The sequence below is a fragment of the Paenibacillus sp. J22R67 genome (assembly GCF_059692175.1).
In genome coordinates this window covers 673,337-687,911 of sequence record NZ_JCAUAX010000001.1, presented here as the reverse complement: position 1 = coordinate 687,911, position 14,575 = coordinate 673,337, and the positions used below count along the sequence as shown (strand labels likewise).

Sequence of the window (14,575 nt, the reverse complement as noted above, 5' to 3'; positions counted from 1 at the left end):
GACGTGAAAAATGAATGGCTTTAGCAGGGAAATGATGCTTCCGACGAGAAGATAGTAAGTAGAAAAATGTAAGTGACGAGAGGGGATGAACGATGGCTAAAGAACAGATTGCATTGCAGAAGAGAGCTGCCATTAGAGCGCAGCATCGCAGAATGACCAAGAGCAGCCTACTGCGGAGAGGTTTCTTCCTATTTATCGGAGCAGCCTTAATGGCTGTCGGACTCGAAATTTTCTTGGTTCCTAACCGAATTATTGATGGTGGAATCACCGGTATTTCCATCATTTTGTCGTATTTGACCCACATTCAAGTAGGGATTTTCCTTACCTTATTGAATATTCCATTTCTATTTATCGGCTATAAAATGATTGGAAAAACATTTGCGTTATCGACATTATTCGCCATCTTGGTAATGTCTATAGGTACATGGCTGCTTCACCCGGTTCATGAGCTGACCAATGATCCTTTATTAGCTGCCGTATTTGGAGGCATTATTCTCGGGATTGGCGTGGGGATGGTTATCCGATTCGGAGGATCGCTTGACGGAACGGAAATTATTGCGATTCTAGTTTCCAAAAAGATTCCATTTTCCGTAGGCGAGATTGTCATGTTCTTCAACTTATTTATTTTAGGCAGTGCAGGCTTTGTATACAGCTGGGATCGCGCAATGTACTCATTAATTGCTTATTTTATCGCTTATAAATTGATTGATGTAACGATCGAAGGTTTTGATGAGTCCAAATCCGTTTGGATTATCAGTGATCAGTTTAGACAGATCGGAGAAGCCATTTTGGACCGACTGGGGCGTGGTGTTACGTATTTGGAGGGGGAAGGCGGGTTCTCCGGAGATAATAAGAAGGTGATATTCTGTGTTATCACGCGACTGGAGGAGGCGAAGCTGAAATCCATTGTTGATGAACTCGATCCATCGGCATTCCTCGCAGTCGGCAATATCCACGATGTCAAAGGCGGAAGATTTAAAAAGAAGGATATTCACTAGTCATTTTCGCGATCATTCGTAGTGTGCGTCGAGTTTCCTCGCTCGAACAGCCCTAATTCTCTCATTTTCTGAGCAGCATCCTTGCTGCTTGGGCTTCCTAGCTTCTTCAATATATGGCCCACATGAATTTTGACTGTCCGCAGTGAAATGAAAAATCGACTCGCAATTTCCGTTTGTGTATGGCCCTTATCGATCATTTCCAGTACCTGAAGTTCTGTCGGTGTGATCAAATCACGGGCTTCCTTGACCTTGAACTGATGTTCAAGCCGCTTGAGCCGGCGAAACTCTTCCCGCATTTGCTCGGCTACCGCGGCGTTGATGGACGCCTTCCGGGCATGCGTTGAACGTATAATTGCTGGCAGTTCCTCAAATCTGGATTTGATTTGGTAGTCGATGGCGCCAGCTTGGAAGGAACGGAAAATGAAGTCCTTCTCTTCCATTGAAGTCAGCATAATGACTTTGACACCCCATGCCAAAAGTGCCTGCTCGGCTAGACCGATGCCTGCTGGCTCATCTTGCAACATAATATCCATTAGTACAACGTCAACGTCTGATTCAGACGCCATAAAGAGCTCTCTCGCTTCTTCCGCGGTAGAGATGGTACGAATGACTTGTAGATCAGGCTGACGGTCTAAATACGCTTTCAGGCCGCGCAGCCAATCTAGGTCATCCTCAACAATTAATATGCGAATAGCTTCCAAGTTGGACCCCCCTTAAGTTTGTATTCGGCTACTTGGAAATGTAAGAAACACACTCGTGCCTTTCCCCGGTGTACTGCTTAGCTCCAAAGTTCCTCCATGTTTTTTCATGACACTGTAGCAATAGGCCAGGCCAAGGCCGAAATTGTTATGGCTTCCGCTTTTCGTCGTATAAAAAGGTTCAAGAACTTGTTTCAAGACTTCTTTCTCCATCCCTATGCCGTTATCTTTGATTTCTAGGACGATATTTTTCTTAGCTTGCATAGTCCGAATGATAAGCTCGCCACCTTGCGGCATGGCATCAATCGCATTCATCAACACATTCGTTAATGTTTCCGCTATTTGAATACGGTCAATTTGGAGAGTTAAATTGTGAGAGATGTTCAGCTGAGCAGCTATTTGCGAAAGAGAAGGCTGGAGAGGCAGAAGCACCTCCTCAAGCAGCTCACCCATAGGAACAGGAGTGACTCTCAAAGGAAGCTCCTGTGTTTGTTCATGAACCCGGGAAATCATATCGCGGATGTGTTGGGAAGCCCCCATGACAACCTCAATGTCCTGTATAAGTTCAGCTTGTTGAGTCTCTTCGGCATGCTGTTTCATTTTTTCCAGAAACAACCGCATTTTCCCGACATCATTCTTGATGGCATGGTTCAAAATAGCCGTCCCTGAGGTGATTGCACGAAGTGTAGAATCAAGTTTGCGACGTTCGATTAAAAGCCTCATACCGAGAAACCCGTATTTGAAAAAAGTGAAAACGAAAAAAGGTACGACAAAGGCAAGAATCCATACGTGGTATATCCACATCCGGTAATAACCGAAGCTTGGCATCACATAGTTTAGCACACCAACACAAAGTATAGGCGGCAAAAGCGCCAGACAAGTGAACAAATGCGTTCGTCTCAGGGCAGGAAGCCGTTCCTTTTTCATCATAATTAGCGCAGCGCCAATGAAAAAATAAGGCACCGCCCATAACGCGACGATGGGGAACGCAATCGGCATTTCCTCGGTATATCCTGGCGTGAACAGGAGACAAGCAATAGGAGGAAGCAGTAGTACGATTGGCAGCCACGTGCGTAAGACAGGTTTTTGCCAGACTGCGTTATAGCTAAGCGAGAGCATAGCGAACGAATACGGTAAGCCATAATAAGAAATTAACGAGCAAATCCCCATAAAGCGATAGAGCAGCGCGCTAATCGAAGGATTAGGCACTGTTTGCTGGATATAGGGAATGAAGGTTTCGGATAAAACGGCGGCAAGAGCGCCGAATCCTCCAGTAAAAGCGATGGCACTCATCCAGCGCATGGTGCTCGACCTGGGGTCGATCATAACAAGGCCGAGTGCGATAATCCATAGAGCAAATAGAACGAACAGCATGAGTCCTCCGTAGACAAATCCAATATTTCCTCTATTGTGGCACGGAGCCAACAATTGCACAAGAGTTCCTTTGCCACGCAATTGGCAGGATTTAGGCACTCTTTCTCGAATAAGTGGTGAGAAAGGAGTGAAGCCTCATTGATGTAAAGAAGCGAATGCCCTTATCCATTTTGACCATTTTGGGCAAAGTACTCTTGTCCCTTGTTTTCATTGTTGTCATTACGGTCATTTTATCGATTGCGGCAGCGGTTATTGCGATTTTGAAGCAGCCGGAGCTGGAGAGGAGCCTAGCCGCTGTTGCAGGCGATTCATTTTTTATTAAGGCAGCTTTGTGGGCGCAAATTATTGGTTTCGTAGGCGGCGTGTTTCTCTCGTATGGGATCTTTGAACGACGCAAAGGATGGACATTAGGCCTGCAGATTCGCCATTTTGGGAGACGATTTGGTGAAGGCTTCGCAGCGGGGGCACTCCTTATCTCGGTTTCCTGCTTAGGCATCTGGCTGCTCGGCGGTATTCGCATGCAGCTCAATTCATGGACGGAATCGATGCTGCTCGAATTAGTAAGCGGGTTCTTGTTATTCATTGGCGTAGCTGTTAATGAAGAATTATTCGCCCGTGGCTATTTGCAGGGACTAGTGAAAGAACGGTTTGGAAGATCGGTTGCCGTAACCGTATCGACACTTGTATTCGCATTCCTGCACTCGTTCAATCCCGGGATGTGGAGCACACCCATGCCGCTTTTGAACTTGATTTTGGCGGGGCTGTTATTCGGCGTTGCTCGTGAGCTTTCAAAAGGCTTGTGGATGCCGATCGGCATGCACTTGTCCTGGAACTTCATTCAAGGCTGCATCTTCGGATTTCAAGTATCTGGCACACCTATGCCTTCTATTTTCAAAACCGAAGCACAAGGTAACGTGCTTCTTTCCGGAGGCAGCTTTGGGGCTGAAGGCAGCATGGTCACTACGATAATTCTTGTAGTGGGGATCCTATTAGTGATGAACTATTACGGGCAAATAGCAAGAAAAAATACCTACAAACCTAGCTTATCTTAAGCACAAACAAGGAGGATTCAACATTGTCACGTTATGAATTAATCCATAGTGAATGGGACGGGGAGTCGACGCTTCGCCTCGTCGACCACGAAGCCCAAGCAACGGCCGAAATCATCCCGGCCGTAGGACTGCACCTGTTCCGCTTCGACGTGCGGAACCATGCCTACATCGCGAAGCCAGCCAGCGCGGCTGAGCTTCGCGTCAAGTCTTCGCGCTACGGCGTGCCCATTCTGTTCCCGCCGGGGCGCGTCAAGCAAGCGGCCTTCACCTTCGAAGGCCGCGAATACCGGCTCCCGGCTAACAGGGAGCCCGACCACTCCCACGGCGAGCTGCGCGAGCGGCCGTGGAAGGTCGTTGCCAGCGGCGCAGATACCGCTGGCGGGGCTTATGTCTCCGCGGAGTTCGACCTCGCGGAGCACCCGGACATGCTGGCGTATTTCCCACACGCCGCATGCTTTCGCTTCACGTACCGGCTGAAGGACGGTACGCTGTCACTCAGCGGTGAAATCGCCAATAAGAGCGGCAGTACGATGCCGCTGTCCCTTGGCTTTCACCCGTACTTTGCCTACGCGGACGGCGAAGCTAGCCGCGTGAAGGTTGTGATCCCCGCAGCGGCAGAATGGCCGCTCAGCGCGGACGGCTACGCCGCAGGGGAGCCTGCGCCATCGCCGCTGACTGCGGCGCTGCAGCAGGGTGAGCTCATTACGGCGCTGCCAAGCTATCCAGGGGGCTCGCAACTGCTCAGCGTCGAGCCAGGCCCGCAAACCTGCGAGATTCAGTATGAAGCTCGCGGCACGAAGCTCGTGTTCAATATGGGAGACAAGTTTCCCATCCATGTTCTTTTTACGGCGCCATGGACGAATGCCGTGTCTCTGGAGCCTTACACGAGTATTATGAACGTGTTCAACGAGTCCTTTGCACCTGAAATATCCGGTGCCCTTGGCTTAGCAGCAGGGGAGACATTCACTTTCGAGTGGTCCATTCACATTGAGACCAAAGAATAATAAACATGAAAGAGTCAAGTGGAGGCCTTAGAGCTTCCATACTTGACTCTTTTTTTCACCAAGGCTCATAGCCAAATCCAGTGGTAGAATACCCGGAGTACGTATGCTGATGCAGCTCTGTAATCAGCCCAGTTATTTTGGCGGAGATTCTTAGTGAGTTGCCTCTTGATGTGTTAAAAGCGTTAAGTTCGACAATTCCTTCTAAGTAATGAATATGAGTACCGTTCTGAAGCGCAATGGCAGGACCTGTCGTACCAAGGTAGCTATGATAATGCCCATATCTAATGCCAGTAATCCCTTGATACTGGTGAACATGCCCGTCATAGGCAGTGCCATTCACATTAAAGGTATACAGGCGTAATAAATGATTATGCTTGAGGGTGTCCGATGACATGACCTCAAAAAAATGAACATGAGCAGGCGGAACATAACTGGACAAACGCAAAACCCCCTTGGATGCAGGATATGGTTCATCCTATTCCAAGAGCGCTAACGTCATGACTGTGGGAGCGGGTATAGAGCTGATTGACCAATCTTCATCTTTTTATCGTCATAGACGCGTACTTCGACTTGATGAGGCTTATCGTTACCCAGGATAGGATTCTCCTTATCCGTCAAATCAACATACAAGGTATCTTCTCCATCAAAATTAGACTTAAACAATTTGTCATCAATGTACACATTACAGGATGAATAAAAAGGCTTGCCCACGACCTGAATTTTATTACCGCTGTGATTTATTTTAGTAATGACCGGATCTCCATAGCCTAACACATAACCTGGCTGAACGATTGTATCTTTGAAACCTTTGGCTTCGTACCCATAGCGGCCACCGAATAAATTGTCGTACTGAAGCTTCATATATTCGCTAAGATCGCTTGCTTTAATGTTATATTTATCCCACATGTCATTAGGCGGAATCACCGGAATCTTCTGCGATAAATCATACAGATAATCCGTGTAGTAACTTCCTTTAACGCCAGCCATGTGAAGAAGCTTTGGACCCAGGAACGAAGGACTCATCTTGAGATTCAACTGTTCTTGTTCTTCGGAAAGGAAATTGTTCCATATCAAGAATGGCGTATAGTGCGTTTTTGTATATAAATCAGGATCGTTTGGAAGCACATACTTCGCATCGCGGTACACTTTGTAATCATCTTCAAAAAAAGGAAAGTGGTCGCCGAAAAACAACAGAATGGTTGGCTCAGATTTCTTGGAGTAATAGTCCACCAATGACTGAAGCGCTTTGTCAGTTCCATTAATACCCTGAGCATACGTTTCCAAAATCCCCTTGGACTCTGAGGAAATATCCCCTGTCACTTCAATCGTGTTTTTGTTGAACTTCCCTGGTCTATAAGGATGATGATTTTCCATCGTGTTTGCAAAAATAAAATCAGGTCCTGCGCTTTTTTCAGTTTCCTCAATAATCTTCTTCACTACAGCCCGATCCGCATAGTTCGGTCCTTCAAAATCATTTGGGAAATACTCGCTGGAAATAAACCGCGAAAATCCAAAATCCATATACACTTTACGGCTATCAAAAAAATAGCTGAAGAAAGGGTTGATAGAAGTCGCTGTGTACCCTTGTCTAGTCATGATACTTGCTAATGAGTCAACGCCATGATTCATATACTGGATATAAGGCAGTATTTTATCAGGAGATTTCCCGAAGAATCGCATGGAGTTACCAGACAGTACCTCGAATTCTACGTTTGCCGTACTGCCGCCGAATTGGGGAGACATCATCCAACCGCTCGTGAACGTTTTTTGAAGTTGATGTAAGTTAGGGATCGGATCACGGCTAAATGTTACGTTTTTCATAAGTGTTGGATCCCAGAATGATTCGCCAAGTATGACAATGATATTTGGTTTTTTATCACTTGCTGCTGGCTTCTCTGGAATTTTAGCTAAAATGGCATCAATCGCTTTTTTATTATAATCATCTGGCTTGGCTACATTCAGAAAACCTAACATTTGTACAGAAGAAAAAAGGTACCCGTTCTCATCATAGGTTATTGTTTGATCCCAGGGGACCGTGTAAATGCCGTAAAGATTCATGAATGGAATTGGCTTGTCCGTATAAAGGCTCGTCGCCATCACGATGGCAATGACAGCATAGAGACTGCGTTCAATCCATGTAAACTGGATGCGATGGCGGCGCAGTACCAGATGAAATAACACGGCGAGCAAAACCAGAAAGATCGTAACAAATCCGAGTATTCGGAGATTGAGATACCCTTTCAAAAAAGGCATGTACGCGATAATTTGATTGTTAAAATAAAGATCCCATGGATAATAAGGAGCTCCTATTGCCTTTAATTTGCTGCCGCTTATTGCACCAAGCGGTAAAAGCACTGCGCAAAGCAACCAGAAGGACAAACGGCTTTTGCCAGTGACGGCAATTAGGAAGAGATACAGAGTTCCCACAACAAAGTAGGCAAGAACCATGGAAAGAGGATGGGTCATCGCCCATTTATGGAGCTCTTCATACGAGCCGCGTTCTAAATATTCGACCATGAACATCAGGAAAAAAGGCAAAATCACAATCATAGTACGGGAAGGCAGATGCTTGAGCCATTGAAGTAAAGTGGTCATTGAAGTAACTCCTGTTCGATTTATGCAAGTCCATTCGTTCATTATCTTATATCTTGCTGAAAGAAGGAAGATATCCCTTGACAGATTAAACTATAACAATTATTATTACAGTTAATTGTAATGAAAAAGTTTACAGATAACTAGAGAAAAGTGGAGGTGAAAACCATGCAACACGTTGCTTCTGCAACAGAAGAGGTGGCACAAGAGAAGGTTATAGATACCAAAAAGGCTGTGCCATGGATTATTTTTCTTATCTTTTTTGCTGTATTAAACGAAACAGTTTTCAACGTTTCAACACCCGAAATCGCTAAGCAGTATGGGATTACACCGACAGGAGTTAGCTGGGTGCTCACCACGTTTATCATCTTTTTCGGGATTGGCTCCGTTATTTATGGACGGTTATCCGATATTTTTTCCTTGAAAAAGCTGATCGTTGCCGGAATCCTTATATATAGTGTGGGATCTGCACTTGGCTTTGTACTTCAGGCTTGGTATCCCGCAGTTATTTTTGCACGCGCTGTGCAAGGAGCTGGGGCTTCAGCCATTCCAGCACTCGTAATGGTCGTTGTTGCACGCTACTTTTCACCAACGGATCGAGGAAAAGTTTTTGGGCTTTTAACTTCCACTGTTTCCTTTGCCATCGCCGTAGGGCCAGTAGTGGGCGGTTTTGTTTCCTCATCACTCCACTGGACGTATTTGTTCATCATTCCTTTATTCACGCTGATCTCAATCCCATTTTTCAATAAAATTTTACCAGAGGAAAAACGTAAAGAAGGCAGTGTAGACATTTTAGGCGCGGCACTTGTAGCATTTTCTGTTGCTGGTATAATCGTCTACTTATCTTTCCCTCATTGGTACTATTTGGCCGCGAGCTTAGCTCTATTCATTTGGTTTATCTCTCACATTCGTAAAGCTAAAGATCCTTTTATTGAACCGTTGTTATTCCGAAATAAACTGCTTCGGGGTGGTTTAATTGTTGGATTCCTCGTATTTTGCACGGTCATGGGGATTATGTTTGTCATTCCGCTCATGTTAGCCAAAGTGAATGATCTAGGCACGAGCACAATTGGTCTTATTCTCTTCCCAGGTGCGATGTGTGCCGTTATTTTTGGTACAATAGGCGGAAACTTAGCGGACAAAAAAGGCAATAATTTTGTTGTCTTTATCGGCCTTGGACTTCTGGTAATCAGCCTATTGGCAATTGCTTTCATGGTTGGACATTCACCATGGTTCATTGCTGCGGCACTTCTTCCTACTTATGTAGGTTTCTCCTTCGTGCAAACGGCTCTGGCCAATCGTGTCTCATTGACACTGAGTGTAAGTCAAACTGGAGTCGGAATGGGGCTATTCAACCTCATCACCTTTATTTCAGGTGCTGTAGGCACGGCTCTTGTAGCCAAATTGTTGGATGGCGGTATGATGGAGTTTTACAAGAATCCGGTTCTGAATTCCTTAGCAGCCATCCCATACAGTAATCTGCTTATCATTTTCGCGGCTGTGGTCATCATTAGTGGACTTTTTTACTTGCGAATATTCACTAAAAAAGCATCAGTAGAAGCATCAGAAGCAGCAGCCTAAATCGCAAATACAAACAAAAAACCGACAGCTTTTCATAGCGAAAAGCGAGTCGGTTTTTTGTTACTCAGCACTAATCTGCTGTAAGGCCTGCAGGAATGTTGCGGATGGCTGTGCGCCAGTAAGTGCATATTTCTTATTGATTACAAAGAAGGGAACGCCAGTGACACCAGCTTGGCTAGCGAACTCAAGATCATCTTCGACCTGTTCAAGGCCTTCCTTTGCTTCCAAAAGCGCACTTGTTTTCTCGCGGTCCATACCGATCTGTTCTGCTGTAGTCAGCAGCTCATCCAAATTGCCAATGTCTTTACCATCTTCAAAATATGCTTTAAATAACGCATCAACGAGCGGCTTTTTTAACTCCTCAGGCGCAATAGCAATAAGCTGGTGAGCTTTTAGCGTATTCGGCATTTTCTCAATTTTGGAGAAATCAAAATGTAAACCGGAGGCCTTACCTGCTTGAGTGACTTGCTGCAGCATGCCGTTTAATCGATCCTCGTCTGCACGGACTTTTTGGCGCATGACTTCGCGGAACGGAGAACCTTCCGTAGGTGTATATGGATCTAGCTGGAAGGCGCGAAAATGAATTTCCACGGGTTCATCTGTAAAATCGGCTAGCGCATCTTCCATATTCTTTTTGCCGATACGGCACCAGGGACACACAATATCTTCAAAAATCTCTATAATCATAAATAAGTCAGACTCCTTTAATGAAAAAATAGTTACTATATTTTCATTATAACTTATTCGATTAACTAATTCATCTGCCGGAACCTTTCTGGCGTTAGACCGACGTGCTTGCGGAAGCTGGCTACAAAATGACTCGTATCACGAAAACCCACGTACTTAGCCACTTCTTTGACTGTTTTCGTAGGCTTGTGAATTAGTATTTCTTTGGATTTACGGAGCCTCATGCGAATTAAATAGGAGTAAGGCGAAAGACCAAATGCATGCTGAAACAAGGTGTTCATATGCCTGGGTGTTATAGCTAAGACTTCAGCCATTTCTTCAAGACTTGTATCGGGATTATGATAATGGGTTTCAAGCCATATCAATAAAGGCTGCAAATGGGCAATTTGATTCCGAATCGAGGTGCGGTTATTGACCTGACCATGCTTTTTAAGCTGGATAAAAAAATGGTATAAATCGGCTGATGCGTCATACCCAGAGTACTCGGAGCCAGCATCCATATTTTTAATTATTTGACCAATTGCCTTCTGCATCGGACCATTCAAATCCCATTTGTAAACAGCAGAATCCAATAAATCTAAAGTGCCTAGGATAGCTTCTATACAAGCTCCGCTGAAGGTTACGTACTGCGTGCACCATAGTTCCGTAACTGCATAATAAGAGTGTGGAACTTCCGGTAACATGAAAACACCCGTTCCTTCCGGCAGTAAATATTTCTTCCCATCCAGCACGAACTCCCCTTCACCGGCATAAGTTTGAAGCCAATGATAACAAGGGAAGCCCCCCGGTCTAACCAGCTTTTCCTGATCCTCATGATGTCCAATACTCTCAATAAAGATTGGAAACGGTTGCGCAGTTGAAGGCGTTAATTCGTATCTTTTGTGCATGGGTAACTTCACCTGTTCCATTTTATTATATAAGTGTGTAAAAATATTATATTTTAAGATGAAAAATAATCCAATACAATGGACTTATTCTTATATTTTTAATCAAATTTGATGAGGTGGCAGCATGATCAATGAGAAACTCCCCAAAATTTGGTACGGCGGAGACTACAATCCCGAGCAATGGGATAAGGAAATCATAGATGAAGATCTACGCATGTTTAAACTTGCGGGAATTGATGTAGCGACCGTTAATGTTTTTTCGTGGGCCAAATTACAAAAGAATGAAGATACATACGACTTTGAGTGGTTAGATGAAATCATAGACAAGCTTTATGAGAAAGGCACTTACATTTGCTTAGCTACAAGCACGGGGGCTCATCCTGCTTGGATGGCTCGTAACTACCCGGATGTTCTTCGTGTTGATTTCGAAGGAAGGAAGCGCAAATTTGGCGGGAGACACAACTCCTGTCCAAACAGCCCTACCTATCGTAAATATTCCTCGCTCCTAGCTGAGAAGCTGGCAGAACGTTATAAGGATCACCCTGCTATTTTAATATGGCACATTTCAAATGAATATGGCGGATATTGTTACTGTGAACAATGTGCGGACGGTTTCCGCAGTTGGCTTCAAGAACGTTATACGACACTTGAAAAATTAAATAAAGTGTGGAATACAAGCTTCTGGGGCCACACCTTTTATGAGTGGGAAGAAATTGTTTCCCCAAATGCTTTGTCCGAAGAATGGGGAGTGGATAACACCAACTTCCAAGGCATTTCACTGGACTACCGCAGGTACATGTCAGATAGTATGCTAGAGTGCTACAAGCTTGAATACAACGCTATCAAAAAACATACGCCTGATCTCCCAATCACCACAAATTTAATGGGATTATACAAAGAATTAGATTACTTCAAATGGGCCAAATATTTGGATGTGATTTCATGGGATAACTACCCTTCCTTGGACACGCCAATCAGCTTAACAGCTATGACACATGACCTGATGAGGGGGCTAAAACAAGGCCAACCCTTTATGCTGATGGAACAAACGCCAAGCCAGCAGAATTGGCAGCCCTACAACTCACTTAAGCGTCCAGGTGTTATGAAGCTTTGGAGCTATCAAGCCGTGGCCCGCGGCGCAGACACAGTCATGTTCTTTCAGCTTCGCAGGTCGGTCGGAGCATGTGAGAAATACCACGGAGCCGTCATCGAGCATGTCGGTCATGAGAATACACGAGTATTCCGTGAGTGCGCAGAACTGGGTGCTGAATTACTATTACTTTCAGATAAGCTGCTAGATGCCAGAGTCGAAGCGAAAGTCGCCATCGTATTTGATTGGGAAAACCGTTGGGCAGTCGAACTTTCCAGCGGGCCAACCATAGCACTTAAATATGTAAATGAAATCCACAAATATTATGACGCACTCTTCCAGCAAAACATTCAAGTAGATATGATAGGTGTTGAAACCGATCTATCTAACTATGACATCGTCATTGCACCAGTTCTCTACATGGTTAAAAAGGGGTATGCAAAACGGGTTGAAGACTTTGTTCATGCAGGTGGGACATTCCTCACCACCTTCTTCAGTGGCATCGTCAATGAGAATGATATCGTCACCTTAGGCGGTTATCCTGGTGAGTTACGTAAAGTACTTGGGATTTGGGCCGAAGAAATCGATGCCTTGTTCCCTGACCAATCCAACCAAATCATCATGGCTGAACAGTGGGGAGAACTGAATGGTGACTATCAGTGTGGTGTACTTTGTGACCTAATCCATTCAGAAGGCGCAGAGATCAAAGCCGTGTATGGCAGTGACTTTTATTCAGGAATGCCTTCCCTTACCGTAAACAAATATGGCCAAGGCCAAGCCTGGTATGTAGCGACTAGTCCTGAGCCATCTTTCTTACAAGGACTCATTCGCAATTTGTGCCAAGACAAGGGAATTATTGCTCCAATAGCACCTGTTCCAGGTGTCGAGGTATCCATTAGGACTCAAAATACGGACGCCTATATATTCCTTCTGAATCACAATGATCATGAGGCAACAGTTGATTTAGGTGCTCTCAAAACTACAAATGTTATAACCAATCTACCGATAGAAAAAACCATCACACTCCCAGCTAAAGCAGTTAAAATTCTAAAAAAACATTAACAATCAATTGAAAAACCTCTGTCGCTTTATAGGATAGAGGTTTTTTTGCATTTTTGGTATAATTTCACGTATAGTAGGTTCAAAGGGGAGGTGCAGAGTGACCGAACAACAGCAGCTGTTTATTTGCTCAGATTCTATTGGAGAAACCGCCGATGCCGTTGCCAGAGCCACCGTTCGTCAATTCAATTCCGAACAAATGAGAATTAAACGTTATGGTCATATCAGCCAACAGAGTGAAATCGTTCAAATGTTGCAGGAAGCAGCTGCAGCCGGAGGCTTTGTTGCCTATACATTCGTGCAACCCGAGCTTCGTGAAACCATGAAAAATGAAGCACATCGTCTAGGTGTGCGAACCGTTGATATAATGGGACCGATGTTGGAAGCATTTTCAGAAACGTATGGACACCTACCGAAGCGCAAACCTGGCTTATTGCATGAAATGGACGCCGATTACTTCCGCAGAGTAGATGCTATTGAATTCGCCGTCAAATACGACGATGGCAAAGACAACCGCGGCATGCTTCAAGCTGAAGTTGTCCTTATTGGAGTCTCGCGCACTTCCAAGACACCACTAAGTATTTACCTAGCACACAAAGGGATCAAATCTGCCAATCTTCCTATCATCCCAGAAATAAAGCTACCACCTGAGCTTTTCAAAATCCCAAGCAAACGCATCATCGGCCTCACTATGGACGCCAACCAAATCCTGCAAATTCGCCTCGAACGTCTCAAAGCTGTCGGCCTCCCGGATGGTTCCCAATACGCCACATTTCGCCGCATCCAAGAAGAACTCGACTATGCTGAGTCCATCATGAAGCAGCTCGACTGCCCCATCATCAACGTCACCAACAAAGCGATCGAAGAAACAGCTGGAATTATCCTAGATCTTGTTTCATTCAGATAAATAGAATCCTTCTCAATAAACGATGCCCTATGAACTCTACTAGTTCAGCGGCATCTTTTTTTACATTTATCCTCGTCAATCCACCCATGCCGCCTAAGCGAACCAAGTGCTGTAACACCACCAATCGTTACATCGCAACTACTACCTATCAACAGCAACCCACACCCACACCCACACCCAGATCTACACCCGAGCCTCATATCGAACCAACCCGAGCCACATCTAGACCTATACCACCCCAACCGCCCCAACCTATCGCGCCGCACCCACATTCACATCTAGACCCGAGCCCCCAACCGCCCCAACCTACTGATCCTCATTAAACCCATCCACATCTACAGATAGCCGTAACCAACGGCACTAACCAATCGATCACCACCGCATCTCATCAACATCTAGACCCGCGCTACACTGAACCTGACCAACCTAGCGATCAGTTCACACATCCATACTCGCACCACACGCATACCTCGCCAGCCTACTGACCTGCACCACACCAGTCATAGAACTGTAACCCTCTCATTGGCAACTAAATATAACTTGAATTAGCAAAATCTGTCGTATCTACAAAATCGTAATATTGTCTTCATCATCCTATCAATGGTAATGGATCTGGGCACCAGCAAAATTGGATTTTTTAGTCCAG

12 protein-coding genes are annotated in these 14,575 nt (G+C 45.1%); 6 read left to right on the top strand and 6 right to left on the bottom strand.

Features of this window, described 5'->3' with window-relative positions; translation table 11 throughout:
• Positions 1 to 152 precede the first annotated feature (152 nt).
• Complete coding sequence (locus tag AC58VC_RS03425; RefSeq protein WP_235960079.1) at positions 153 to 998, top strand: YitT family protein; 846 nt, start codon at positions 153 to 155, stop codon at positions 996 to 998.
• Here AC58VC_RS03425 and AC58VC_RS03420 read toward each other — a convergent pair.
• Positions 995 to 1,699 (bottom strand): LuxR C-terminal-related transcriptional regulator, encoded by a 705-nt coding sequence (locus tag AC58VC_RS03420; RefSeq protein WP_497367422.1) that lies wholly within the window; start codon positions 1,697 to 1,699, stop codon positions 995 to 997. The two genes, AC58VC_RS03425 and AC58VC_RS03420, sit on opposite strands and share 4 nt — an antisense overlap.
• A 12-nt stretch (positions 1,700 to 1,711) precedes the next feature.
• Positions 1,712 to 3,169, bottom strand: coding sequence for a sensor histidine kinase (locus tag AC58VC_RS03415; protein ID WP_497367421.1), 1,458 nt, complete (start codon positions 3,167 to 3,169; stop codon positions 1,712 to 1,714).
• Positions 3,170 to 3,225: 56 nt separating this feature from the next.
• On the opposite strand from AC58VC_RS03415, the gene AC58VC_RS03410 reads away from it, so the two are divergent.
• Positions 3,226 to 4,122 carry a CPBP family intramembrane glutamic endopeptidase gene (locus AC58VC_RS03410; RefSeq protein WP_497367420.1) on the top strand — a complete coding sequence of 299 codons (897 nt, stop codon included), beginning with the start codon at positions 3,226 to 3,228 and terminating at the stop codon, positions 4,120 to 4,122.
• Positions 4,123 to 4,145: 23 nt separating this feature from the next.
• Positions 4,146 to 5,126, top strand: a complete 981-nt coding sequence (locus tag AC58VC_RS03405) for an aldose 1-epimerase (RefSeq protein WP_497367419.1) — start codon at positions 4,146 to 4,148, stop codon at positions 5,124 to 5,126.
• A 55-nt stretch (positions 5,127 to 5,181) separates the two neighbouring features.
• Here the strand turns inward: AC58VC_RS03405 and AC58VC_RS03400 are convergent, their stop codons facing one another.
• Both AC58VC_RS03400 and AC58VC_RS03395 read right to left on the bottom strand, forming a co-directional pair.
• Entirely contained in the window at positions 5,182 to 5,565 is a 384-nt protein-coding gene (locus tag AC58VC_RS03400) for a YmaF family protein (RefSeq protein WP_497367418.1), read from the bottom strand.
• Between the two features lie 56 nt (positions 5,566 to 5,621).
• A complete protein-coding gene (locus AC58VC_RS03395; RefSeq protein WP_497367417.1) occupies positions 5,622 to 7,721 on the bottom strand; it encodes an LTA synthase family protein in 2,100 nt (699 codons plus the stop codon).
• Positions 7,722 to 7,886: 165 nt separating this feature from the next.
• Between AC58VC_RS03395 and AC58VC_RS03390 the strand changes: the two genes are divergently transcribed.
• Positions 7,887 to 9,299, top strand: coding sequence for an MFS transporter (locus AC58VC_RS03390; RefSeq protein ID WP_497367416.1), 1,413 nt, complete (start codon positions 7,887 to 7,889; stop codon positions 9,297 to 9,299).
• A gap of 60 nt (positions 9,300 to 9,359) precedes the next feature.
• On the opposite strand, the gene AC58VC_RS03385 is transcribed toward AC58VC_RS03390, so the two are convergent.
• Together AC58VC_RS03385 and AC58VC_RS03380 are read right to left on the bottom strand one after the other, a co-directional pair.
• Positions 9,360 to 9,986: a DsbA family oxidoreductase gene (locus tag AC58VC_RS03385; protein ID WP_497367415.1), complete on the bottom strand. Its 627-nt coding sequence runs from the start codon at positions 9,984 to 9,986 to the stop codon at positions 9,360 to 9,362.
• Positions 9,987 to 10,051: 65 nt separating this feature from the next.
• A complete protein-coding gene (locus AC58VC_RS03380; RefSeq protein ID WP_497367414.1) occupies positions 10,052 to 10,873 on the bottom strand; it encodes an AraC family transcriptional regulator in 822 nt (273 codons plus the stop codon).
• Positions 10,874 to 10,997: 124 nt separating this feature from the next.
• Between AC58VC_RS03380 and AC58VC_RS03375 the strand changes: the two genes are divergently transcribed.
• Together AC58VC_RS03375 and AC58VC_RS03370 are read left to right on the top strand one after the other, a co-directional pair.
• The gene (locus AC58VC_RS03375) at positions 10,998 to 13,025 is read left to right on the top strand and encodes a beta-galactosidase (protein ID WP_497367413.1); all 2,028 of its coding nucleotides are present in this window, start codon (positions 10,998 to 11,000) and stop codon (positions 13,023 to 13,025) included.
• A gap of 97 nt (positions 13,026 to 13,122) precedes the next feature.
• Positions 13,123 to 13,929, top strand: coding sequence for a pyruvate, water dikinase regulatory protein (locus AC58VC_RS03370; protein WP_497367412.1), 807 nt, complete (start codon positions 13,123 to 13,125; stop codon positions 13,927 to 13,929).
• The last annotated feature ends 646 nt before the right edge of the window (positions 13,930 to 14,575 follow it).